Here is a 22,227-nt window from a genome sequence, read left to right as displayed (position 1 = left end):
TGACGGAGATCCTTATGGTCCCTTTAAGGGAGTGCTCAGACTGCGCTCAGGTAGGTACGGTGCGGGCCATGGCGAACGAGGAGATCCGGCCCGCGAACAGCTCCGACGTGGCGGCCGTGAAGAGCGTGACCGATGCCGCGTACCACCACTACATCGAACGCATCGGGGTGGTGCCGCAGCCCATGGAACGGGACCACGCGGCGAACGTGGCGGCGGGGCAGGTGTTCGTCACCGGGGACCCGGTGGTCGGCCTCGTGGAGGTCGAGGAGCACGCGGACCATCTCTACCTCGACAACATCGCCGTCCACCCGGACGCCCAGGGACAGGGCGTGGGGCGGCGGCTGCTGGAGTTCGTGGAGGCGCACGCGCGTGCCCTCGGGCTGCCCGAGGTGCGGCTGTTCACCAACGCCAAGATGTGGGAGAACCAGAAGATCTATCCGAAGTTCGGCTATGAGCTCGTGGAACGCCGAGTGGACGGGCCCTACGACCGCGTCCACTATCGCAAGCGACTGAGCTGAAGGGTGCCGGTCAGCCGTCCGGCCACCATGTTCGTGCGATGTCCTTGCGGACCTCCGGGCGTCCCGCGGGGCGCTCGTCGGCCTCCTCGCGGGTCATCCGGCGCGAGTCGCTCTTCCTCAGGGGCTTCTGCACGGTGGTGCGGCGCATGGCTGCCTCCTTCAGTGCCTACCGAGTTCCGCGTTCTCACGGAGGTAGACCCTTTTGGCGAGGGTTCCTCATCGACGACCGTTCTGTCAGTGGCGCGTGTCACTCTCGGACGCATGGCACTCCACCGTGACGACGCGACCGCACCGCGTACCGACTGGGACGCGGCGGCACCCTCCTTCGACGACGAGCCCGACCACGGACTGCGCGACCCCGAGGTACGCCGGGCCTGGTCCCTGCGGCTCCGCGACTGGCTCCCCGGACGTCCGAGCGACGTCCTCGACCTCGGCTGCGGCACCGGCAGCCTGTCGCTGCTCGCGGCGGAACAGGGACACCGCGTCACCGGGGTGGACAGCTCCGCGGCCATGGTCGGCCTCGCCCGCGCCAAGCTCGCTGGCCGTGACGCCGCGTTCCTGGTCGGTGACGCGGCGGCACCACCGGTGGGGGAGCAGCGCTACGACGTCCTGCTCGTCCGGCATGTGCTGTGGACGCTGCCCGGCCCCGGCCGGGTGCTGCGGCACTGGCGCGGGCTGCTGCGCCCCGGGGGACGGCTCGTGCTCGTCGAGGGGGTGTGGGGGAGCGTGAGCCCGGTGGGGATCCCGGCGGACCGCCTCGTCGGCCTGCTCACCCCGCTCGCCGTCGAGGTGCGCGCGGAGCGGCTGTCCGACGACCCCGCGCTGTGGGGGCACGCCGTTTCGGACGAGCGGTACGCCGTGGTGGCGATCGTCTAGGCCAGCAGGGAGCCGAAGTCGCCCTTGAGCGCCCGTGCCTCCAGCTCGTCCAGCGCGGCCACCGCCGCCGCGGCGGCGGACGGGTCACGCTCGCGCAGACCGCTCTCCTCGAACTCGTCCTCGTCCAGCCGCCGTACGTCCGTGCCGTCGGCCGAGCGCCAGAGGTCCAGGTCGAGGTCCTCCACGACCAGTTCGGCGCCGGAGCGGGTCGCCGGGCGCGTGATGTCGCAGTACCAGCCCTTCAGGGCGCCCGTGGCGGCGCGGACCTCCTTCACCGAGTACCAGCGGTCCCGCCAGTAGTACTCGGTGAACACGTCCCCCTGCTCGAAGCGGACGAAGCCGAAGTCACGTGGCTCGTCGCCGGCCCAGGGCGCGCGTACCGCGATCCGGTTGCCGTCGTCGGAGAGCAGCTCCGCCGGGTAACTGATCTTCGTACGGCCGCCCTTGACCAGGACGACCTGCATCCGGGCCCCGGGCTCAGCCGAGTTCGCGGACATAGCGCACCTCCGTGGCGCAGACTTCGTACCCGAACCACCGGTTGATCGCGAGCATCGGCTCGTTGCCGGTGTCGTTGCCCGTGAACGCCTCGGTGTACCCGGCCGCGCGTGCCCGGTGCAGGGAGTCGTTCTTGGCGAGCTTGGCCAGGCCTCGGCCGCGGAAGGCGCGGCCCGTGCCGGTCATGCCGGTGGCGTACCGGGTGCCGCCGTCGGTGCGGGCGGCGCTGAACGCGGCGGGGCGGCCGTCGACCAGGGCGACGGTGGTCAGTTCGAGGTCGGTCAGCGGGTGGTTCCAGGTGTCGGCCAGCCACGCCTCGTAGTCCGAGAGCTCGGCGACACCGGCCTCGCTGGGTTCGTCCGCCGTCGTCTCGGCGTCCAGGTCGAACACCGGGCGTGGGTCGTCGGCGAAGGCGGCGGCCGGGCGGAGTTCGACGCCGGGCGGCGGGTCCTGGAGCGGTGGAAGCGCGCCGTTCGTCAGGTCGAGTCGCTGGAAGTGCGAGGAACGGCCGGCCTGATAGCCGTGCGCCTCGGCGAAGGCGCGGTTGCCGGGCTCGTCCAGGACCCAGGACAGCAGCCGGGTCGCGCCGAGCCCGCTTAGGTACTCCTCGGCGGCGCGGACCAGGGCGGAGCCGGCGCCGCGGTGGGTCTGGTCCGGGCGTACGTACACGTTGACGAAGCCCTGGAGCGGCTTGGGGTTCTCGTGGAGCAGGCCGACCTGCGCGGTGCCGATGATCTCCCCGTCCGCCTCGGCGAGGAGCGGGCGGTAGCGGGCGTCGGGGTGGAAGTGGGCCAGGTCGTAGGCGAGGGAGTCCGGGGTGATGACGTAGAAGGGCAGGGCCCTGTGCCGGACGGCGGCGAAGCCCTCCAGGTCGGCTTGTGCGTCGGGCTTGATCTCGCGAACGATGACTGTCATGAGGCCGCACGTTACGGGCGGGGTGTGCCGGGGTGCCTCTTATTTTCCGCGGGGTACGGGACAATCGCCTGCGTGACCTTGAAGATCCACATCGATGACAGCGCGCCGCCGTACGAGCAGGTGCGGGCGCAGATCTCCGAGCAGGCGCGTGCGGGTGTGCTGCCCGTGGGGTACCGGCTGCCCACGGTGCGCGGGCTCGCCGAGTCGCTGGGGCTCGCCGCGAACACCGTCGCCAAGGCGTACCGGGCGCTGGAGACGGACGGGGTGATCGAGACGCGGGGGCGCAACGGTACCTTCGTGGCCGCCGCGGGCTCGGCCGCGGAGCGGGAAGCGGCGTCGGCGGCTCAGGCGTACGCGGAGCGTGTGCGGCGGTTGGGGCTGGGCGAGGGGGAGGCCTTGGACGCCGTACGGAATGCTCTGCGGGCGGCGTACGAGGCCGACTGAGGCCGTTCGGCGCCGCCCGGGCTCCTGGGTGGCCGAGCGCCGTCGCGGCGGACGGAGGAAGGCCGGTCAGGATGCGGGGACCTGGTCCGGCGTCCTGGTCACCGTGAGGCCCGCCTTCCCCGCGAGTCTCGCGAACGTCGCCGCGTCCCGCACCGCCGCCCCCGTCGGGTCGTTGTTGAAGTACGTGTACACGTCCCGGCTGTCGGGCCAGGTGTCCGCGATCCGGCCCACCCACGTCTTCAGGGACTGCCGGCCGTAGCTGGGCCACGGTTGGGCCCTGCCCTGGTGGAAGCGGACGTAGCCCCAGTCGGTGGTGCGCCACAGCGGGGTGACCGGGCGGGCCTGGATGTCCGCCCAGCACAGGGCCGCGCCCCGCGCCTCCAGGACCTCCCGTACGGTCCGCGTCCACCACGAGTCGTGTCGCGGCTCCACCGCCACCCGGGTGCCCGTGGGGAAGCAGGACAGGCATGCGTCCAGCAGGCCGGGGTCCGCCCGCAGGGTCGGCGGGAGCTGGAGCAGGACGGGGCCCAGGCGGGCGCCGAGGCCCTCGGCGTGCGTCATCAGGCGCTCCACCGGCTCCTCGGGCTCGCGCAGGCGCTTGATGTGGGTCAGGTAGCGGCTGGCCTTGACGGCGACCACGAAGTCGTCGGGCACCCGGTCCCGCCACGAGGCGAAGTTCTCTCTCGACGGCAGCCGGTAGAAGGCGTTGTTGAGCTCGACCGTCGCGAAAGCCGCCGCGTACTCCTCCAGCCACAGCCGCTGCGGACAGCCCGAGGGGTACAGGACGTCCCGCCAGTCCTTGTACTGCCATCCGGACGTGCCGACCAACATGGTCATACGACCATCAAAGCACTACAGGTACAGGCCCGCGTCCGCCCCCGGCCGCGGCTCCGGCAGCGACGTCGGGGACGTGCCCCGGCGCAGTGCGTACAGCTCCGCCAGTGTCGCGCCCTCGCGGCCCACGCCCTCCTCGGTGCCCAGCCAGCCCACCGCCTCCGCCCTGGTCAGCGGGCCTACCTCGATCCGGGCCAGACAGCGGCCCGGGCGGACCACGGCAGGGTGGAGGCGCTCCAGGTCCTCGTTGGTCGTGACCCCGACCAGGACATTGCGGCCCTGGCCCAGCAGCCCGTCGGTGAGGTTCAGCAGCCGGGACAGTGCCTGGCCCGCCGTGTGCTTCGCCTCGCCGCGGATCAGCTCGTCGCAGTCCTCCAGCAGGAGCAGCCGCCAGCGTCCCTTGCCGGTGCCGTCCTCCTCGCCGATCGCGATGTCCATCAGGTAGCCGACGTCACTGAAGAGCCGCTCCGGGTCCAGCACGCAGTCCACCTGGCACCAGTCGCGCCAGGAACGGGCGAGCGTGCGCAGCGCGGAGGTCTTGCCGGTGCCCGGCGGGCCGTGCAGCAGGAGCAGTCGGCCCGCGATGTCCTCCGGGGTCGTCTTCATCAGCCCGTCCATCGCGTCCGCGACCGGCGCCGTGTAGTTGGCCCGCACCTCCTCCCAGGTGCCGGCGGAGATCTGCCGGGTGGTGCGGTGCGGGCCGCGCCTGGGGGAGACGTACCAAAAGCCCATGGTGACGTTCTCCGGCTGGGGTTCGGGCTCGTCCGCCGCGCCGTCGGTCGCCTGGTCGAGGACCTTCTTCGCCAGGTCCGCCGTGGTCGCGGTGACCGTGACGTCGGCGCCGCGGTTCCAGCGGGAGACCAGCACGGTCCAGCCGTCGCCCTCGGCGAGGGTCGCGCTGCGGTCGTCGTCGCGGGCCACTCGCAGCACCCGCGCGCCCGGCGGGAGGAGGGTCGCCCCGGAGCGTACGCGGTCGATGTTCGCCGCGTGCGAGTAAGGCTGCTCGCCCGTCGCGAAGCGGCCGAGGAACAGCGCGTCGACGACATCGGACGGGGAGTCGCTGTCGTCGACGTTGAGCCGGATCGGCAGAGCGTCGTGTGGGTTCGCAGACATGTCGCCATGATCCGCCACGAACGCCCTTCGCGCACGGCATTTCCCCCTGACGTCGCTCATCGGTCGCCGCTCGGAAAAGCTTCCGGACCGTTCACAGCGGAACCCTGCCCTCGCGCCCGCCACACGGTTACCGTTGCCCTCGATGGGACGACATGGGTGGAATTCGGGGGCACGGCGGTGGCGGCTCACCGCGCTGCTCGGTGTGGGGGTGGCCGCTCTGGCCCTGGTGGTGACCCTGCTCAACACGCTTCCCGGCAACGGCGCGAGCACCGAGGGCACCACCCGCGACGGCGACAAGGTGCACGGCACCCCGACCGCCACGCCGAACGCGACGAATCCGGAGGTGGGCTGGGGGTTCACGCACACCCAGTTCAGCGCCGACGAGGGCGACCCGGCCGCCGTGGACCGCGTGGAGAAGCGGCTCGCCGACGCCGGGCTCGCGCAGATCCAGCACCTCATGGGCTGGGGCGCCGACAACCCCGAGCCGGTGCCCGGGCGTTACGACTTCGAGGCCATGGACCGCCGCATCGACTTCGTCCGGGCCTCGGGCGGCACCCCGGTGGTCACCCTGTGCTGCGCCCCGGACTGGATGAAGGGCGGCGAGGCCGGGGTCGACGACACCGACTGGAGCCAGGCGGCGCTGGAGACCGCGCCGGAGCCCGAGCACTTCGACGACTTCGCCGCGCTCGCGGCGACGGTCGCCAAACGCTATCCGGACGTACGGCACTTCATCGTCTGGAACGAGTTCAAGGGCTTCTGGAACGACGCCGAGGCTCGCTGGGACTACGAGGGCTACACCCAGCTCTACAACCTCGTCCACCGGGCCCTGAAGAAGGTCAACCCGGAGATCATGGTCGGCGGTCCCTATCTGGTGATGGACAGCCTCGATCCCCGCGAGGAGCACGCCTCCCCGGCTCTCAAGGGGAGTTGGGGTGCGATGGACCGCCGTGTCCTGGACGCCTTCTCCTACTGGAACGAGCACAAGGCGGGCGCGGACTTCGTCGTCGTCGACGGCTCCAGCTACACCCGCGACGACGAGCTGCTGCCCGACGAGTTCGCGGCGACCGACAAGTTCACCGCCGTCGGCGAGTGGGTGCGGGACCAGACCGGTGGCGAGCTGCCCCTGTGGTGGGCCGAGTACTACGTCGAGCCGGGCGACGGCGACGACAACCGGCACGGCTGGTCCGAGACCCGCCGGGCCGCCGTGCACGCCGCCGGACTGATCGCCATGGCCAAGGGCGGGGCCACCTCCGGCTTCTACTGGAACCCGGAGTCCGAGGAGGGCACCGAGTGCCCCGGCTGCCTCTGGACGCCGACCAGCGGGGCCGGCGGCGGGCAGCGGCTGCCGATGTACGACCTGCTGGCCCGGTTCGCCGCAGAGTTCCCGCCGGGCACCGAGTACCGGACCGTGGTGTCGAGTTCCCCGAGGATCAAAGTCCTGGCCACCGACGAGACCGTCCTGGTCGTCAACACCCTGGACCGGTCCGCGACCGCGACGGTCGACGGTGAGCGGCTGAAGCTGCAGGCGTACGAGGTCAGGTGGCTCGAGCGAGCCACCTGACCCCTGCCCCCGCGTCTACTTGATCGTCAGGAACCGCTGCACCAGTGAGGCCAGCAGCACCGCCAGCAGCGGCAGCGAGAACCAGAAGCTGCTCTGCAGCCAGCGCAGTTGGCGCACACTCGGCCGCACCGCGACCCGGACCAGCTCGCGCGCCGCCAGCAGCACGATCAGCGCGAGGGCCGCCAGCGCCCCGACCACCGACCACGGGGTCCAGGTCACCTTCGGTCCGATCGGGCCGGGATCGGCCTCGGGGACCTCGCCGGCGGGCTGCTCGCGCAGCGCGTACATGGTCACGTCCTCGTTGACGAAGACCTTCCTCAGCTCCTGGCGCCGGTCGAGGTGGTGGATCAGCCGCGGCTCCCAGTTGTCCGAGTAGCCGACGTCCATCCGCAGGTAGGTGACCTGACTGCGGTTGATCATCAGATACGAGTTCGGGCCCGCGTCCTTGAGTGCCTTGACCAGACCCGACACCAGCACCGGGTCCACCGGCGCCAGCGTCGGCAGGTACTCGACCTTCTCCATGTCCCGCGCGCCCCACGGCATCGACGGCGTCACGACGTTGACCGTGTCGTTGCTCAGCCAGAGCAGCCGCGCGCTCGGTTCGTCATGGGCGTACACGTACTCCATGGCCGCGACCTCGCCGGGCCGCACCCGCTCGAACGGCTCGTTGCCCCAGCGGGCCACCAGGAAGCCGCCCATGAGGACCAGGCCCGCCATGAGCGCGGCCAGCGGGGCGAGGCTCACCCGGTCCTTGTCGCGTTCCTTCGCGGTCACGCCGGTGCGCGGGAACAGGGCGAGCCCGGTCAGCAGGGCGGCGCCGGGCAGCGCGAACATGAAGACGCGCAGCGCCATCTCGCCGCCGTAGCTCTGCATGCCGAAGCCGAGGAAGGGGACGAAGGTGAGCACCACCAGGGAACGTTCGCGGTACTTGTGATCACGGCGGCGCCACCAGCCCCAGCAGGCCATGGCCATCACACCGCCGGCCAGCAGCACCCGTGCGTACAGCACCAGTTTGTGGGTGGAGCTGCCGCCCTCGATCCGGCCGGAGACGGACGAGGAGACATTCGAGCCGACGCCGCCGACCCCGCCGAAGAGCTCGTCGAAGTGGCCCGACCAGTACGGCTCGCCCATGAAGCCGATCCAGGACAGCACCATCACCCCGAACAGCACGGGCAGTCCGCGCAGTTCGCTGCGCCCGACCAGCACCAGCACCGCCAGCACGCCGAGCATCACGAACGGGGTGAGCTGGTGGGCGGGCACGCTCGCCGCGAACAGTCCGATGACGACCAGCAGCAGCACCGCACGCTGCCGCCGGTCGGTGGGCTCGACCTCCAGCTCGCCGGGCCGCACCTTCGTCCATATCACCCGCGGCGCCCGGAACCACACCAGCAGGATCGCCGCGAACACCAGATAGAGGAGATAGGTGAAGCCCTGCGGGGAGAAGTAGTCCTGGCCCACCCAGCCGCTGAGCACGAACACCCAGATGCCGGTCCACCGCGCCCGCCAGCTCGCCCGCATCGAGCGGGTCAGCAGGAACATCGGGACCAGGTACAGCAGTTGCATGGCCAGTGGCCACCAGCGGATGACCTCGGTCAGATCCGAGACCCCGCAGGCCTGTGCCACGAACGCGGCCACCGCGAAGAACCCGGGCCAGCTCCAGCGCGCGTCCAGATCCGGTACGGCGGACCCGGTGCGGTCGATGTAGTCCAGGAAGCCCAGATGCTGCCAGGCGGTGGCGAACCTCGGCTCGGTCTCGATCAGGGCGGGCAGCGCGTGCAGCGAGACCACGGTCGCCAGCAGGGTCACCAGCAGCAGTGTCCGGTGCTCGCGGCCCAGCCAGAGCAGCGAGGCGAACACGGTGACCAGCAGCCCGGCGCCGATCAGCGTCGGCGTGGGCAGCACCGAGATCAGTCCGAGCCCGCCCATCGCGTCCAGGTCCGCCTCGCCGAGCCGGAGCGCGGGCACCCAGTACAGCAGCAGGGCGGCGATCAGCAGACAGCCGAGCACGACTCCGAGGCGGGTGGGCAGCAGCCGTTCCCGCGTCTCCTCCGGCTCGGGCGGTTCCTCGCGCACGGCCTCCGGCACCTCGGGGACGACCGCTTTCTCCTCCGTCTCGAACGGCGCGTCCACCTCCGGCTCGCGCGGCGGAACCCCCCTCTCCACGGGCAGCCCCGCCGCCCAGGTCGGCCGGTGCTCGGGGCGCCGCACGGCGGGCAGTCCGGTGGGCGGGGTGCCCGGGCCCGGCCGGACGTCGGGCCGGCGCTCCAGGTGGTCGAAGTCGACGTGGATGCCGAGGGCGAGGGTGTCGGAGTCCAGTGCCCAGGCGGGCCCGCGAGCGGGAGCCCCCTCCCGCGCCCCCAGGTCCGCGAGATCACCGTCGGGTGCCGACCCTTCGGGCAGTTCGGCCGGCGCGGTCAGCACGGTCCGGTACAGCTTCGGTGCCGCGATCGCCACGATCACCGCCAGCGACACGATCTCGGCGACACCGGCGCCGGTCAGCCCCATGCGGGGGAGCAGCAGCAGTGTCAGACCGAGCACCAGTGCGCACAACAGGCCCTGGAGCCAGGCCAGTCCGGCGGTCCGGCTCTGGGCGCGCAGCACCGCGAAGTAGGTCTCCATCACGACCCGCAGCAGTCCGCCGACCGCGAACCAGCGCAGCAGCGGGGTGGCCGCGTCCGCGTAGCCCGTGCCGAACACGCCGAGGATCCACGGCGCACCGAAGAACAGGATCGCCGCGACCGGGATCATGATGCGGGCCATGCGCTTGAGCGCGGCCCGGGTGTTGGCGGCGAGCCGGCCCGGATCGTGCGAGCCCTCGACGGTCAGCGAGGCGCCCATGTTGATGGCGAGCAGGTTGACCGTGCCGCCGATGGTGGCGGTGATGTAGAAGTAGGCGTTGTCCTCGGAGCTGACCTGCGCCGCCACGATCACCGGGATCAGATAGACCACGGCGAGCGAGAACAGCGAGCCGGTGTAGTCGCCCGCGAGGAACCGGCCGACCTCCCGCAGCGACGGCGGCTTGGCGTGTTCCTCGGTCGACTTCACATGCCGCGGCACCAGCCGGCGGAACACCAGCCAGCCCAGCGGCAGCACCGAGATCGCGATGGCCGCGACCCATGACACGAACACCCCGGTCGTCGGGACCACCGTGGCGAACGCGACCAGCAGCCCCAGCTTGACCGCGGAGAAGGCGGTGTTGCCCACCGGCACCCACAGCGCGCTGCGCAGTCCGGTCAGCACCCCGTCCTGGAGGGTGAGCAGATTCCAGGCGACGACGGACACGACGAAGAAGAGCGCGGGCAGCGGCCCGTCCAGGAAGGCGTACGACGGCCCCCACATGTCCAGCGTGAGCAGGAAGACGCCCGCCGCCAGTGCCACGACCACCGAACTGCCCGCGTAGGTGCGGAAGATCAGCCGTCCGGTGGCGCGGCCCGCGATCGGGATGAACCGGGCCAGCGCGCCGGTCAGGGTCACCGCCGTCAGGCCCGCGAGGAACTTCATCGCGGCGATGGCGGCCGATCCCTGGCCGACGGCCGACTCGGAGTAGTAGCGGGCCGCGGCCAGCCAGAAACCGAGGCCGAGCACCGCGGAGATACCGGTGTTGAGCATCAGGGCGTAGGCGTTGCGGAACAGTTGGCTGCCCCGCCCCGGCTGGGTGGGCGCCTCGGCCGGCTCCTGCTCGGCCTCGGTCGTGGTCGTCGTGTCAGACACGGGTTCGGATGGCCTTCCGGCGTACCTGTCGGGCTCTGCGGACCATGGCGTAGCCCTTGGTGAGGGCGAGGTCCCGGGCGAAGGTGCGGGTGATCGCGCGGCCCTCGACCAGCCGCCGGAACTCCTCGGCGCCCGTGCCGCGGCGGACGGTGACCCGGCGCAGCGCGTACGGTCCCTGCCGGCGCCGGGCGAGGCCGTTGCCGACGGCGAGGGCCTGGGCGTACCCCGTCTCCCGCACCGCCTCGCGCACCCGGCGGCTGGAGTAGCCGTACGGGTAGGCGAACGAGGCCGGGCCGGCGCCGAGCTGGTCCGAGACGATCTCCTTGCACAGGATCAGCTCCCGGCGCAGCTTCTCGTCCGGGAGCTGGTCGAGCTGGGGATGGGTGTGGCTGTGGCCCCCGATCTCCACCCCGCCCGCCGCGAGTTCGCGTACCTGGTCCCAGTCCAGCATGGTGTCGAGGGCGCCGCCGGTGTCGTACGGGCCGCGCAGCCAGCCGGTGGAGACGAACAGTGTGGCCGGGAAGCCGTGCTTGGCGAGCACGGGCAGGGCGTGCCGGTGCACGCCCTCGTAGCCGTCGTCGAAGGTGACCAGCAGCGGGCGTGCGGGCAGCGGTCGGCCCGCTCGCCAACAGGCCGCCAGCTCAGCGGTGGTGACCGGGGTCAGGCCGAGGTCGGAGACGACCGCCATCTGTTCCGCGAACGCCTCCGGGGTCACCGACAGGGCGCGGGTGGCGTCGTTCGGCTCGGACGACACCGCGTGGTACATGAGGATCGGCACAGCCCTGTCATCCATCCCGGCCCTCCTCGACCGCCGCCACCGAGTACGTCACCGCGCCCCGGCGGGCCCGGACGCTCCCGACGGCATACCCACCGGCCGCGGTGAGCACCCCGGCGACGATCGCGCCGGCCCGGCCCGCGCCCCCCGCCCGGCCCAGCAGCGCGTCCCGCAGTCCGCGCGCCACCCCGGCCGGAAGAACCCGGGTGGCGTACCGGCGCTCGGACTCGAGTCCCTTGTCGGCGCCGACACTTCGGGCCACCAGCGCCTTCGACAGGCCCTCGGCATAGGCGCGGGTGCGGAAGTAGGCGAAGTGCTCGCGCGCTTCGGGCACCCGGTGATGGATCACGGCCCGGTCGTCGATCAGCAGGACCGCGTCGGGCCTGGCCCGGGTGAGCCGGATGCACAGCTCCGTCTCCTCGCAGCCCAGCGGCCGCTTGTCGCCGTCGCGCCCGATGCCGGTGGCGAAGCCGCCCGCCGCGTCGAAGGCCGTACGGCGGAAGGAGGCGTTGCCGCCGAGGACGTTGCGCACCCGGACCCGGCCCGGTGGCAGGCCGCGGTAGGTGCAGCCGACCACCCAGTCGAACTCCTGCGGGAACCAGTCCGGGCGGCGGCCCGAGGCCCAGATCGGCTCCGTACGGCCGCCGACCGCCATCACGCGCGGGTCGGCGTACCCGGCGGCGAAGTGACGCAGCCAGTCCCGCTCGGCCACGGCGTCGTCGTCGAGGAAGGCGATCACCTCGCCGTAGGAGGCGGCGATGCCCGTGTTGCGGCCCGCGGACAGACCGCGGGGGCCCGCGTTGGCGAGCACCCGGACGTCCGTGGCCTGCTTGTACTCCCTGGCCAGCCGCTCCCGCAGCACGTCGTTGTGGTCGACGACCAGCAGCGTCTCCAGGGCCGGGCGGGACTGCGCCCGAACCGAGGCGACCGCCGCGAGGATGTCCTCCCAGCGGTCCTCGGTGTAGACGCAGATCACTACGGAGATGTCCGGCCCGCCGGTCGCGCGGGACTGGCTCAAGACACCTCTCCCCGCACCGAGTCGAGCATCGGCGAGCGCCCGGCGCGGCGGCGCAGGTCCCGGCGGTTGGAGCGTTCCCTGAGGATCACGTTGAGCACCCGGAACCCGTCCCGCACGGCGCGCAGATTGCTGGTGCCGTGGATGCGGAGGTACTCGTGGCTCGGTATCTCCTGCACCTTCAGACCCGCCTTGACGACCCGTATGTTCATCAGGGTCTCCACCTCGAACCCGGTGCAGTCGAGGTCGATCTTGTCCAGGCAGTGCCGCCAGAAGGCGTTGTAGCCGTAGCACAGGTCCGTGTACCGGGCGCCGAACTTGCGGTTGACCACGGCGCACAGGGCGTGGTTCCCCAGTTTGCGGATGAAGGTCATGTCATCGGTGCCGCCCCCGTTGGCGAAGCGGGACCCCTTGGCGAAGTCGGCGCCGGAGACCAGCGCCGAGACATAGCTGACAATCTCCTGTCCGTCGGCCGAGCCGTCCGCGTCGACCATCACGATGATGTCGCCGGTGCACGCCTCGAAGCCGGTGATCAGGGCATCCCCCTTGCCCTTGCCGCGCTGCTCCACGACCTTCACGTCCGGCCACAGTTCACGGGCCACTTCGACGGTGTTGTCGGTGGAGTTGCCGTCGACCAGGACCACCTCGTGGATCCAGTCCGGCAGGGTCTTGAAGACGTACGGCAGGTTCTCCGCCTCGTTCATGGCCGGGATGACCACGCTCACCGGCGGCGCGATGGCCAGATGCGAGGAGACGGGCCGGTACGCGCCGGCCGTGCGGTATGTGTCGCCCGTGGTCGCCGGGCGCAGAACTGAGCTCATGAGTCTGGTCCCTCTCGTCCGGTGGACCGCCCGCCCCCGGGCGGCCCGGCTGTGTGTCCGGTTCGAAAGGGGGGTTATTACTGGCACAACTCACCGGCTCCCGCCCAGGCGACAGCCGATTGCGCGGCACGCCCCGGCCGCGCGTACCTCCAGTACGCCGACCGAGTGCGGAACCCCCCTACCGCGCTCCCGCGCCGGATTCCACCGCGGCCCTGAGCCCTCCCCTGGTCCGCGTAAGTGGTGGTCCGATGCGGGTGAGATGTATGACGGTATTGACGATTGCGTCCATATGGCAAGACCTGGAACCAGGCCTCACGTTTTTGTTGGTTTTTCCGTTACTTCCGCCCTGAGCGGATCTTTCCCACCCGCTTCAGCAGGCGGTCGGCGGGCTCGAACAGCTCCGGCCTGGACACCACGACGTTGCGCAGGGCCCGCACCGGGGCACGCCGTGCCCGATGTCCGAGCGCCACCGGGTGACGCCGGGTCACCCACCCCTCGGACACGCTGAGCTCGCGTGACTTGAGGGAGTCCTTGTATTCCTTCTGGCCCCGGCCCAGGTCCAGATAGGCGATGCCGTCCGCAGCGGCCGCCGCGGCCATCCGCAGGTGCAGCACCAGGCCGGGGGAGTACTTGGAGAACGCCGGGTCGTACGCCGGGAACCAGCAGGCCAGCACCCGTTCGCTGCGCAGCCCGAAGTGCGCGGCGATCGGCCGCTCCCCGGTGTACAGCACCGACAGCAGCCCGGCGAACGACTCGGTGCGGGAGTGGAAGAGCTGCTCCACGAGCCGCGTGATCCAGTCCTGCGCGAAGCGGTCGCTGCGTCCGGTCCTGCGGTACTGCGCCGACTTCCACGCCATCAGGGTGCGCAGCGCGGCCGGGTCCCGCTCGTCGTGCACATACCGCACGTCCGGGTGGTCCCGGCCGAGCCTGCGCTCCTTGGCGAGCGTGGTCCGGGTGAACTTCGGTGAGCGCTCCCGGAGTTGGCCGAGGTACACCTCGTACCCCTGGTCCACGTCCATGACCGGGGAGGCGTACGACCCGGTGGACTGGGCCTGGAACGCCGGCTGGCCCTCGACGAGGTGGTCGAACTCCCACACCGCGAGCCCGCAGGCGCGCAGCAGCTCCCGGGCGTCCCAGCTGAACCCGGGCCGGTGCACCAGGCCCTGGGCGTCGGAGACCCCGAGCCCGATGGCCCGGCCGACCCCGGCCGCGGTGCGCTGGTACGGGAAGAACGCGGCGGGTTCGCCCTGCTCGCGGACGACCGCTATGCGTACCCCGGGCCGGCACCGGCCGACGGCGAGCGCGAACTCGGGAGAGAGGAAGGGGTTCGCCAGCTCGGGCGACCCGTTGAGATGGGCCTTGGCCTGCATCGCCGTCCACGCCGTCCGGTCGGCGGCGGTCAGCTCGCCGGGACGGTACACGCTGATGTCCACGTCAGGGAGTCCGCCTTCTTTCCGTACGGCCGCGCAGCCGCCGTACCAGAACCAGCAGGAGTACGAGGGCGCTGAGCGCCGTCACGGCCAGGATGCCGCCGGTTGCCGACCAGCTGTGCAGGGCCAGCATTCCCTGCGCCACCAGCATGTTGACCACGACCGCGCCCGCCAGCGAGGCGAGCGTCCGGCCGAACGGTTCGAGCCCGCGCAGCGCGGCGGCGATGGCCGCGGCCGGGGCCGCGAGCAGGAAGAACAGCGTGAGCGGGGCGCGCAGCGGCGAGTCGCTGTCGGCGAACGCGAGCAGCGCCCCGGCCGCCCCCACGGCCGTCGCGGCGCCCGCCAGCAGCGGCGCCAGGTCCCCCGGTTCCGGTCGCACGCGTGATGTCTTGAGCCTTAACGTCTGCATTGGCGACTTTGCCCCCCGAAGCGCCGGATGCCGGGCTTCAATGTGGCTCAGTCGCGAGGGGGCCGTCAAGACGGCGTGGGCCTGTACAGGGCTGTTCCCCGGAGGAAGTGGGGTCCTCCGGGGAACAGGTGGTCCAGGAGTTACGGGACGAGCTTCAGCAGCCGGTTCGGGGAACCGGTGCCGGGGCTCGTCACCACGTTGGTGGTGGCACCGGCGGTCAGGGCCGAGGCGACCTGGGCCGGGGTGGAGGAGGTGTGGCCAGCCAGGTAGACCGCGGCGGCGCCCGCGACATGCGGGGTGGCCATCGACGTACCGGAGATGGTGTTGGTCGCGGTGTCGCTGGTGTGCCAGCCCGCCGTGATCGAGGAGCCGGGCGCGAAGATGTCCAGGACCGAGCCGTAGTTCGAGTAGCTGGCGCGGGCGTCGGTGCTGGTGGTGGCGCCGACGGTGATGGCCTCGGTGACCCGGGCGGGGGAGTACGAGGAGGCGTTGGCACTGCTGTTGCCGGCCGCGACCGCGTAGGTCACGCCGCTGGCGATGGAGTTGCGTACGGCCGTGTCCAGCGCGGTGGAGGCGCCGCCGCCGAGGGACATGTTGGCGACCGAGGGTCCGGAGTGGTTGGCCGTGACCCAATCGATGCCCGCGACCACGCCCGCCGTGGTACCGGATCCGCTGTTGTTCAGCACCCGGACCGCGACGATCTTCGCCTTCTTGGCGACGCCGTAGGTGGAACCCGCGATCGTGGTGGCCACGTGGGTGCCGTGGCCGTTGCCGTCGGAGGCGGTGGTGTCGCCGTCGACGGCGTCGTAGCCGTAGGAGGCACGGCCGCTGATCTGCGAGTGGGTGATGCGCACACCGGTGTCGATGACGTACACGGTCACGCCGCTGCCCGCGGTGTCCGGGTAGGTGTAGGTGCCGGACAGCGGCAGCGAGGTCTGGTCGATGCGGTCCAGGCCCCAGGGCGCGTTGGACTGTGTGGCGTCCGCCCGCACCCGCTGGTTCTGCTCCACCGAGGCCACCGCCGGGTCGGCGGCCAGGCGTCGCGCCTCGGCCGCGGAGAGGGTGGCGGTGTAGCCGTTCAGCGCGGTGCCGAAGGTGCGGTTCACCGAGCCGCCGTACTCCTTGATGAGCCCCCTGCCCGTGCCGGAGGCCGCCTTGAAACCGGCGCCCTTCTTCAGCGTGACGATGTAGCTGTCCTTGATGGCCGCGGGGGAGTCGGCGGCCAGGACCCTGCCCTCGGCCGGGGCCGCCTGGGCGGGCAGTGAGGTGAGCCCGCCCACGAGGGCGGCGGTCGCCAGACCGGTTATCGCGGCGAACCGCAGTCTCTTGCTACGCAGTTGTGCCATGCGAGGGAGTCCTCCTCATTGGCGACGCGCGCTTGGGTGGGGCACGCGTCTGTGGGGGGTGCGCACGTGATCGCGCGCACGGCCGCGGAGCGTCGCGTTCCCGCTACGGGCTGGATCAAGAGTGGGTGGTCTACAGGCGTAGAACAAGGGAGTTGAGGGGCTGTCAACAAATCTGTCATGAGCACGTAATCAAACGCATAGTGAACCCATAGGGTCCGGGTCGATTCGGGGTCGAAAGTCTTGGCATGGACACTTCCCGTCAACACGCGTAGTTGGTACGAAAGTTATGGCAGAGATCCTGCTAAAGGGAGGTTCCATGAGACGTTCCCGAATTGCCGCTTACGTCAGCTCGCTCCTCCTGGCCGCCGGTGCGGTCCTCGCCGGTGCCGGTTCGGCACAGGCCGCCCCGGGCCCCTACGTGGCCCTCGGTGACTCCTACGCGTCCGGGGTCGGCGCCGGCAGCTACATCAGCTCCAGCGGCGACTGCAAGCGCAGCACGAAGGCCCACCCCTACCTCTGGGCGGCCGCCAACTCACCCTCGTCGTTCGCCTTCACGGCCTGCTCAGGCGCCCGTACGGGTGATGTTCTCGCCAACCAGATGGGCCCGCTCAACTCCGCCACCGCGCTGGTCTCCGTCAGCGTCGGCGGCAATGACGCCGGGTTCGCCGACGTCATGACGACCTGTGTGCTCCAGTCCGACAGCGCCTGCGTCTCGCGCATCAACACGGCCCGGGCGTACGTCGACTCCACGCTCCCCGGCCAGCTCGACAACGTCTACTCCTCGATCCGCTCCAAGGCGCCCAACGCCCGTGTCGTCGTGATCGGCTACCCGCGCTTCTACAAGCTCGGCCAGTCCTGCCTCGGACTGTCCGAGACCAAGCGCAAGGCCATCAACGACGCGTCCGACTACCTGAACGCCGCCGTCGCCCGCCGTGCCGCCGCGCACTCCTTCACCTTCGGCGACGTCCGCACCACCTTCACCGGCCACGAGATCTGCTCCGGCAGCTCCTGGCTGCACAGCGTCAACTGGCTCAACATCGGCGAGTCGTACCACCCGACCGCGGCCGGCCAGTCCGGCGGCTACCTGCCCGTCCTGAACAGCGCGGCCTGATCGTTCAGCAACTCGGCCTGATCCTTCAGTAGCTCACCGAAGGGGAGGGGGAGACCCCGTCCGTCGGGGTCTCCGTCTCACAGGTGACCGAGAACGCGACCGAGTTGGACGTCGTCTCCACCGGGTCGCGGACCTCCACGCTGATCTCGTTCTCGAAGGACCCGCTGTCGTCGTTCGTCGTCACGAACGCCCGGTCCTGCTTGGTCTTCGTGCCGCCCTCCGGGAACGACAGCGTCTTCCAGCCGGAGTCCATGACATCGCCGTCCCGCGACACCCAGCGATAGCTGACCTCCGCGGGCAGCCGCCCCACCGTGAACGTCGCCGTGAACGAGGGAGCCTCCCCCTGCGGTGGCGGGCAGGCCCCCTCGTACTGCGTGTTCGCCCCGGCCAGCGACACCTGCACGGACTGCGGCGGCGGAGCGCTCGTCGTCGGGGTGTCGCTGGGCGTGGGCGTCGGAGTGGGCTTCTCCTCGTCCGTCTCGGTCGGCGTGGTCGGCGTCTCCTCCTGGCTGGTGGTGCTGCCGCCGCCCGCCTCCTTGCCGTCGTCCTCGCGGTTGAGCAGGGCGTACGTCAGACCGGCGATCGCCAGCGCGAGCACCACCACACCCGCGATCAGGACGGCGGCGGCACGGCGGTTGCGACCGGGGCGCTCCGGACCGATGGTCGTCGGGGCGGTGCCGGGAAAGCTCGGCGGAGGTGTGTACGCCCTCGGGGGCGTCGGCGGCTGCTGGTGCGAGGCGACCGTCGGGGCGTACGGCGTCGGCGTCGCCCGGAGCGCGCCCGCGCGGGGCGTGCCTCCGGCACCGATGATCCGCAGCTCCTGCTCGGCCTCCTGCGCCGACAGCCGCTCGGCGGGGTCCTTGCGCAGCAGCCCCTCGATCACGGGGGCGAGCGGACCGGCCCGGCGCGGCGGCGGCAGCTCCTCGTCCACGATCGCCCGCAGGGTGCTGAGCGGGGTGTCCTGGCGGAACGGGGAGTTGCCCTCCACCGTCGCGTACAGCAGCACGCCGAGCGACCACAGGTCGGACTCCGGCCCCGGGGTGCGGCCCAGCGCCCGCTCCGGGGCGAGGAACTCGGGCGAGCCGATGACCTCGCCGGTCATGGTCAGCGCGGAGCTGCCCTCGACCATGGCGATCCCGAAGTCGGTGAGCACCGCCCGGCCGTCGTTGGCCAGCAGGACGTTGGCCGGCTTCACATCCCGGTGCAGCACCCCGGCGTCGTGCGCGGCCCGCAGCGCCGACAGCACCTCGGCCCCGATGTTCGCCGCCCGCTGCGGTGGCAGCGGGCCTTCGGCGTCGAGCAGTTCGGCGAGGGAGATCCCGCGCACCAGCTCCATCACGATCCACGGGCGGCCGTCCTGGGTGGCCACGTCGTACACGGTCACCACATTCCGGTTCGCCACCCGCGCCGCCGCCCACGCCTCACGCTCCAGACGGGCGTACATCCGCTCCACCTCGGCGGCCGGCAGCCCGTGCGGGGCCCGCACCTCCTTGACGGCGACCTCGCGGTGCAGCACCTCGTCCCGGGCGCGCCAGACGGTCCCCATGCCACCCTCACCGAGTGGGGACAGGAGACGGTAGCGGCCCGCGATCACTCGTTCACTGCCCGGTGCGTCGGACACGGGCGCCCCCATTCGCATGCGCGCGAAATCTCCTTTTCCTCACAAAGTAGCTCAACCGAGGGCTGATGCCGCCCCCTTGAGCACCAATCCGGCCCCAAGAGCTACGACGACCAACGCGGACAACAGCGGTGCGCCGCGGCGGACCAGACCCGTCACCGGATGGACGGCCCAGCGCGGACGCCGCTCCAGCAGCCGGCTCGCCCCGGCCCCGAGCCGTACGACGGCGTATCCGGCCGCGGTGAGGGTGAGCGCGAGCCCGATCCCGTACGCCACGACGAGCAGCAGCCCGAACCAGGCGTGCCCGAGGGCGGCGGCGCCGACCAGGACGACGACGGCGGAAGGGCTGGGCACGAGCCCACCGGCGAAACCGAGCAGGATCGTGCCGCGCACGGTGGGGGCGGTGGAGTGGGAGTGGGTGCTGCCGCCGTGGGAGTGCGTGTGGGTGGTGCCGCCGTGGGAGTGGCTGTGCCCGCGGGCGTGCGCCTGCTCATGGTCGTGCGCCTGCTCATGGTCGTGCTCGTGGGCGTGGGTCTCCTCGTGGTCATGCCCGTGTGCGTGCTCGTCGTGCACCTGCTCTCGGCCGTGCTCGTGGGTGCGGGCGCCGACGAGGGCGGGGGTCCGCTCGTGCGCATGGGCGTGCTCGTGGGTGTGGGCGTGAGCATGGGCGTGCGCGCGCTGGTGGGCCCGCTGGTGCCAGGCCCGTCGTACGAGGGTGATGCCCGCGCCCGTGACCAGGGCGCCGCTCGCGATGCCCAGCCAGGCGATGACCGAGGGCGCGGCGGCCGAACCGGCCGTGATCAGCAGGCCCAGGGCGACCACCCCCAGGGTGTGGGTGACGGTCACGGAGGCGGCGAGCGGGAGGACGTCCTTCATCCGGGCCTTGCCGCCGCGGGCCGTGGCCACCGCCGCCATGAGCGTCTTGCCGTGGCCCGGCGCGACGGCGTGCAGGGCGCCGAGGCCGATCGCGATGAACACGGCGAGGGCGGCGAAGCCGACGGTGAGGTCGTTCCGGGCCACCAGGGAGTCAAGGGCCCGGGTCCACCGGTCGGCGCCGCGCGGCAGCACGGAGGCGGCGGGGGCGTCCCGCTCGTCCTCCTCGGCGAGCGCGGGCCCGCCGGGCCTCACCTCCAGCGAGGCGGTCGCGGTGTCGGCGGGGGAGGAGAGCAGCTTCTCCGGGTAGGCGGTCAGCTTCCCGGACAGCGACTCCCGCGGTACGTCGGAGGCCGCGAGCGTCATCCGGTCGCCCCGCGCGGTGATCTCCCGCCACCCGGGGCCGGAGTCGGCACCGGCGGCCCGGAAGCCGAGCGTGAGGCCCACTCCCTCGGGCAGCGGAGCCGACAGCGCGCACTCCACCCGCAGGGTGTCGAGCCCGGCCTGCCCGGGCCGCACGCGCGCGTGACTGCTGTTCACGGAGAGAGCGGTGGTACGGCCGTTCACCTGGAGGACGCTGCCCCGCGCGGCGCTCGCGCATCGCCGCTCGGCCCACCTGGCCATGCCCAGCCGCTCGATCTCCGGACCGGCCTGCGTGGCGGGGATCTCGGCGAGGTCCTCGACGTGGTCCACGCGGAGGGCGTCGGCTTCGACGACGAGTCCGTCGTAGCGGTTGACGGTGAAGTTGCCGAGGGGGTGGGCGCTCGCGGACGGGGAGCCGAGCAGCAGGACCGCGCCGACCGCGGCGGCGACGACGACCGGACGACGGAGGTTCACGCTCCGGCCTCCGGATCCTTCAGGGCGGCCCGGGCCTCACGGGCGCCGAGCGGCGAGAAGCCGGGGTTGAGCCGCAGGGCCGCCGCCAGATGCTCGCGGGCGTCCCCCTCCTGACCGACGGCGCGCTCGATCATGCCGCGGTGGTAGAGGAAAGTGGCGTTGCGGTACCCGGTGGCCGTCGCCCGGCGCGCGTAGGGCAGTGCCTCCTCGTCGCGCCCGCTGACGTGGAGGGCCCAGGCGAGGGCGTCCGCGGTGTGCACGGTGTGGCGTCGTTCCCACTCGGCGCGGGCCGCGCGCAGGGCGGCGTCCGGGTCGCCGTGGTCGGCGGCGGCGAGGGCGGTGTCGAGGTCGGCGTTGACGCCGTTGGCCCGGGCGAGCGCGGTCCAGGCGTCGACGAGGGCGTACTGGTCGCCGGCCCGCTTCCGCTCCCCGTCGGCCTCGTACAACTCCCCGAGCACGACGAGCGGCCCGGGCAGCGGCGAGCGGGCGACGACCGCCTCCATGCCCTTCACCGCGGCATCCCGCTCCCCGCTCGCGGCCTGGGCCCGGGCCCGCCCCTCCAGCGCGGGGAGGTAGGAGTCGTCGGCGGCGAGCGCCCGCGCGTACTGGAGCAGCGCCTCCTCGTAGTCCCCCTCGTTCCAGGCGAGTTGGCCGAGCTGAGTGGCCACGTACGCCACGTCCGAGGGCGCCGTCGCGGAGGCGAGGGCCTGCTCCAGCACCCGCCGCGCGGTCCTCACGTCGCCGCGCAGTTCGTGGACGTAGGCGTACCGCGCGAAGACGGGGACCCCGGGGCGTCGGGCGTCCGCGATCTCGGCGGCCTCCAGGGCGTCGTCGTAGCGCCCGAGCTCGACGAGGGCGTCGACGCGGGAGGCCAGGGCGCGTTCGCTGTAGGGGTTGGCCTTCAGGGCCCTGTCCGCGAAGGCGAGGGCGGCCGGGAAGTCGTGCCGGGCAGCGGCGAGGGCGGCCTGCCCGGCGAGCGCATGGTCATTACCGGCCTCCAGCGACAGGGACCGCTTCAGGGCCTTCTCGGCCTGCGGGTACCGGGAGGGGTCACCCTTGGTGCGCGCCTGCTCGACGTAGGCGAGTCCGAGGGCGGCCCACCCGGCGAAGTCCCGCGGCTGCTCACGGAGATGGCGTTGCAGCGAGGACACGTCGGTGTCGAGATCTCCGGTGATCAGACTCACGGGCGAGACACTCCGTTCGTCCGAGTCCTCGTGCCCACCCCCGAGGGCGACAGCTCCCCCGGACAGCGCAACGGCCAACAACCCTGAACACAGAGCGAGTTGCAAGCGATCGCGAGTTTTCATGCCAACTCCTAGGTCACGTGCGAAGAAGACAGGGCGCAGGCCTCCCCAGGGGCGCGGGGAACCGCGTGACCAGCCGCGACGAACCGGCGGCCGACACACCACCCCGCACCCCGACGGCTGCTGGTGCCGCGTCAGGCAACGTTTGCCCGTCAAGGAGCGGCGTCCGGTGCGTGCTCTCGGCGTGCCGGGTGCAAGCCCTCGTACTGGATGTACTTGGG

Annotated in this window: 20 protein-coding genes; 5 read left to right on the top strand and 15 right to left on the bottom strand. The window is 71.9% G+C overall.

What is annotated here, in order from left to right; all coding sequences use genetic code 11:
• Window positions 1–68 precede the first annotated feature (68 nt).
• Window positions 69–518 (top strand): GNAT family N-acetyltransferase, encoded by a 450-nt coding sequence (locus ACWDRW_RS24140; protein WP_451726101.1) that lies wholly within the window; start codon window positions 69–71, stop codon window positions 516–518.
• A 10-nt stretch (window positions 519–528) separates the two neighbouring features.
• On the opposite strand, the gene ACWDRW_RS24135 is transcribed toward ACWDRW_RS24140, so the two are convergent.
• A complete protein-coding gene (locus ACWDRW_RS24135) occupies window positions 529–666 on the bottom strand; it encodes a hypothetical protein (RefSeq protein WP_451726100.1) in 138 nt (45 codons plus the stop codon).
• Between the two features lie 113 nt (window positions 667–779).
• Here ACWDRW_RS24135 and ACWDRW_RS24130 point away from each other — a divergent pair, with 113 nt between their 5' ends.
• Entirely contained in the window at window positions 780–1,394 is a 615-nt protein-coding gene (locus tag ACWDRW_RS24130) for a class I SAM-dependent methyltransferase (protein WP_451726099.1), read from the top strand.
• On the opposite strand, the gene ACWDRW_RS24125 is transcribed toward ACWDRW_RS24130, so the two are convergent.
• Window positions 1,391–1,891 (bottom strand): DUF402 domain-containing protein, encoded by a 501-nt coding sequence (locus ACWDRW_RS24125; RefSeq protein ID WP_451726098.1) that lies wholly within the window; start codon window positions 1,889–1,891, stop codon window positions 1,391–1,393. The genes ACWDRW_RS24130 and ACWDRW_RS24125 overlap by 4 nt on opposite strands.
• Window positions 1,872–2,804 (bottom strand): N-acetyltransferase family protein, encoded by a 933-nt coding sequence (locus ACWDRW_RS24120; RefSeq protein ID WP_451726097.1) that lies wholly within the window; start codon window positions 2,802–2,804, stop codon window positions 1,872–1,874. The genes ACWDRW_RS24125 and ACWDRW_RS24120 overlap by 20 nt, the downstream gene beginning before the upstream one ends.
• Before the next feature lie 72 nt (window positions 2,805–2,876).
• On the opposite strand from ACWDRW_RS24120, the gene ACWDRW_RS24115 reads away from it, so the two are divergent.
• Complete coding sequence (locus ACWDRW_RS24115; RefSeq protein WP_451726096.1) at window positions 2,877–3,248, top strand: GntR family transcriptional regulator; 372 nt, start codon at window positions 2,877–2,879, stop codon at window positions 3,246–3,248.
• Window positions 3,249–3,314: 66 nt separating this feature from the next.
• Here ACWDRW_RS24115 and ACWDRW_RS24110 read toward each other — a convergent pair whose 3' ends face one another.
• Both ACWDRW_RS24110 and ACWDRW_RS24105 read right to left on the bottom strand, forming a co-directional pair.
• Window positions 3,315–4,085: a DUF72 domain-containing protein gene (locus tag ACWDRW_RS24110; RefSeq protein ID WP_451726095.1), complete on the bottom strand. Its 771-nt coding sequence runs from the start codon at window positions 4,083–4,085 to the stop codon at window positions 3,315–3,317.
• Window positions 4,086–4,100: 15 nt separating this feature from the next.
• The gene (locus ACWDRW_RS24105) at window positions 4,101–5,195 is read right to left on the bottom strand and encodes a DUF5925 domain-containing protein (protein WP_451726094.1); all 1,095 of its coding nucleotides are present in this window, start codon (window positions 5,193–5,195) and stop codon (window positions 4,101–4,103) included.
• A 142-nt stretch (window positions 5,196–5,337) separates the two neighbouring features.
• Between ACWDRW_RS24105 and ACWDRW_RS24100 the strand changes: the two genes are divergently transcribed.
• A complete protein-coding gene (locus tag ACWDRW_RS24100; RefSeq protein ID WP_451726093.1) occupies window positions 5,338–6,756 on the top strand; it encodes a GH39 family glycosyl hydrolase in 1,419 nt (472 codons plus the stop codon).
• 15 nt (window positions 6,757–6,771) lie between these two features.
• Here ACWDRW_RS24100 and ACWDRW_RS24095 read toward each other — a convergent pair whose 3' ends face one another.
• The 7 genes from ACWDRW_RS24095 to ACWDRW_RS24065 form a co-directional block, all read right to left on the bottom strand.
• The gene (locus ACWDRW_RS24095) at window positions 6,772–10,467 is read right to left on the bottom strand and encodes a lipopolysaccharide biosynthesis protein (RefSeq protein ID WP_451726092.1); all 3,696 of its coding nucleotides are present in this window, start codon (window positions 10,465–10,467) and stop codon (window positions 6,772–6,774) included.
• Complete coding sequence (locus ACWDRW_RS24090) at window positions 10,460–11,260, bottom strand: polysaccharide deacetylase family protein (protein ID WP_451726091.1); 801 nt, start codon at window positions 11,258–11,260, stop codon at window positions 10,460–10,462. Before ACWDRW_RS24090 ends, ACWDRW_RS24095 begins: the two co-directional genes overlap by 8 nt.
• Entirely contained in the window at window positions 11,253–12,260 is a 1,008-nt protein-coding gene (locus ACWDRW_RS24085) for a glycosyltransferase (protein WP_451726090.1), read from the bottom strand. The genes ACWDRW_RS24090 and ACWDRW_RS24085 overlap by 8 nt, the downstream gene beginning before the upstream one ends.
• Window positions 12,257–13,078, bottom strand: coding sequence for a glycosyltransferase family 2 protein (locus tag ACWDRW_RS24080; protein WP_451726089.1), 822 nt, complete (start codon window positions 13,076–13,078; stop codon window positions 12,257–12,259). Before ACWDRW_RS24080 ends, ACWDRW_RS24085 begins: the two co-directional genes overlap by 4 nt.
• A 335-nt stretch (window positions 13,079–13,413) precedes the next feature.
• Window positions 13,414–14,511 carry a GNAT family N-acetyltransferase gene (locus tag ACWDRW_RS24075; RefSeq protein ID WP_451726088.1) on the bottom strand — a complete coding sequence of 366 codons (1,098 nt, stop codon included), beginning with the start codon at window positions 14,509–14,511 and terminating at the stop codon, window positions 13,414–13,416.
• A gap of 1 nt (window position 14,512) precedes the next feature.
• Window positions 14,513–14,887 carry a hypothetical protein gene (locus ACWDRW_RS24070; protein ID WP_451726087.1) on the bottom strand — a complete coding sequence of 125 codons (375 nt, stop codon included), beginning with the start codon at window positions 14,885–14,887 and terminating at the stop codon, window positions 14,513–14,515.
• A 170-nt stretch (window positions 14,888–15,057) separates the two neighbouring features.
• On the bottom strand, window positions 15,058–16,263 hold the full coding sequence (locus ACWDRW_RS24065) for a S8 family peptidase (RefSeq protein ID WP_451726086.1): 1,206 nt from the start codon (window positions 16,261–16,263) through the stop codon (window positions 15,058–15,060).
• A 316-nt stretch (window positions 16,264–16,579) separates the two neighbouring features.
• On the opposite strand from ACWDRW_RS24065, the gene ACWDRW_RS24060 reads away from it, so the two are divergent.
• A complete protein-coding gene (locus ACWDRW_RS24060) occupies window positions 16,580–17,374 on the top strand; it encodes an SGNH/GDSL hydrolase family protein (RefSeq protein WP_451726085.1) in 795 nt (264 codons plus the stop codon).
• Window positions 17,375–17,399: 25 nt separating this feature from the next.
• Here ACWDRW_RS24060 and ACWDRW_RS24055 read toward each other — a convergent pair whose 3' ends face one another.
• Genes ACWDRW_RS24055 through ACWDRW_RS24045 form a run of 3 tightly spaced genes read right to left on the bottom strand, consistent with a single transcriptional unit; the run spans window position 17,400 to window position 22,048 of the window.
• The gene (locus tag ACWDRW_RS24055) at window positions 17,400–19,013 is read right to left on the bottom strand and encodes a protein kinase domain-containing protein (RefSeq protein ID WP_451726084.1); all 1,614 of its coding nucleotides are present in this window, start codon (window positions 19,011–19,013) and stop codon (window positions 17,400–17,402) included.
• A 33-nt stretch (window positions 19,014–19,046) separates the two neighbouring features.
• Window positions 19,047–20,702, bottom strand: coding sequence for a HoxN/HupN/NixA family nickel/cobalt transporter (locus ACWDRW_RS24050; protein WP_451726083.1), 1,656 nt, complete (start codon window positions 20,700–20,702; stop codon window positions 19,047–19,049).
• Window positions 20,699–22,048, bottom strand: coding sequence for a tetratricopeptide repeat protein (locus tag ACWDRW_RS24045; RefSeq protein WP_451726177.1), 1,350 nt, complete (start codon window positions 22,046–22,048; stop codon window positions 20,699–20,701). Before ACWDRW_RS24045 ends, ACWDRW_RS24050 begins: the two co-directional genes overlap by 4 nt.
• Window positions 22,049–22,227 lie beyond the last annotated feature (179 nt).

The organism is Streptomyces sp. NPDC003635, assembly GCF_053587635.1.
The sequence above is the reverse complement of the archived record's forward strand: the minus strand, read 5'-3'. Positions and strand labels throughout refer to the sequence as shown.

Bases quoted from the DNA above. Each gene is read 5' to 3' on its own strand.
- ACWDRW_RS24125 (WP_451726098.1), bottom strand. From the start codon at position 1,891: ATGTCCGCGAACTCGGCTGAGCCCGGGGCCCGGATGCAGGTCGTCCTG.
- ACWDRW_RS24130 (WP_451726099.1), top strand. From the start codon at position 780: ATGGCACTCCACCGTGACGACGCGACCGCACCGCGTACCGACTGGGAC.
- ACWDRW_RS24140 (WP_451726101.1), top strand. From the start codon at position 69: ATGGCGAACGAGGAGATCCGGCCCGCGAACAGCTCCGACGTGGCGGCC.
- ACWDRW_RS24060 (WP_451726085.1), top strand. From the start codon at position 16,580: ATGAGACGTTCCCGAATTGCCGCTTACGTCAGCTCGCTCCTCCTGGCC.
- ACWDRW_RS24100 (WP_451726093.1), top strand. From the start codon at position 5,338: ATGGGACGACATGGGTGGAATTCGGGGGCACGGCGGTGGCGGCTCACC.
- ACWDRW_RS24055 (WP_451726084.1), bottom strand. From the start codon at position 19,013: ATGCGAATGGGGGCGCCCGTGTCCGACGCACCGGGCAGTGAACGAGTG.
- ACWDRW_RS24105 (WP_451726094.1), bottom strand. From the start codon at position 5,195: ATGTCTGCGAACCCACACGACGCTCTGCCGATCCGGCTCAACGTCGAC.
- ACWDRW_RS24090 (WP_451726091.1), bottom strand. From the start codon at position 11,260: ATGGATGACAGGGCTGTGCCGATCCTCATGTACCACGCGGTGTCGTCC.
- ACWDRW_RS24080 (WP_451726089.1), bottom strand. From the start codon at position 13,078: ATGAGCTCAGTTCTGCGCCCGGCGACCACGGGCGACACATACCGCACG.
- ACWDRW_RS24065 (WP_451726086.1), bottom strand. From the start codon at position 16,263: ATGGCACAACTGCGTAGCAAGAGACTGCGGTTCGCCGCGATAACCGGT.
- ACWDRW_RS24135 (WP_451726100.1), bottom strand. From the start codon at position 666: ATGCGCCGCACCACCGTGCAGAAGCCCCTGAGGAAGAGCGACTCGCGC.
- ACWDRW_RS24110 (WP_451726095.1), bottom strand. From the start codon at position 4,085: ATGACCATGTTGGTCGGCACGTCCGGATGGCAGTACAAGGACTGGCGG.
- ACWDRW_RS24120 (WP_451726097.1), bottom strand. From the start codon at position 2,804: ATGACAGTCATCGTTCGCGAGATCAAGCCCGACGCACAAGCCGACCTG.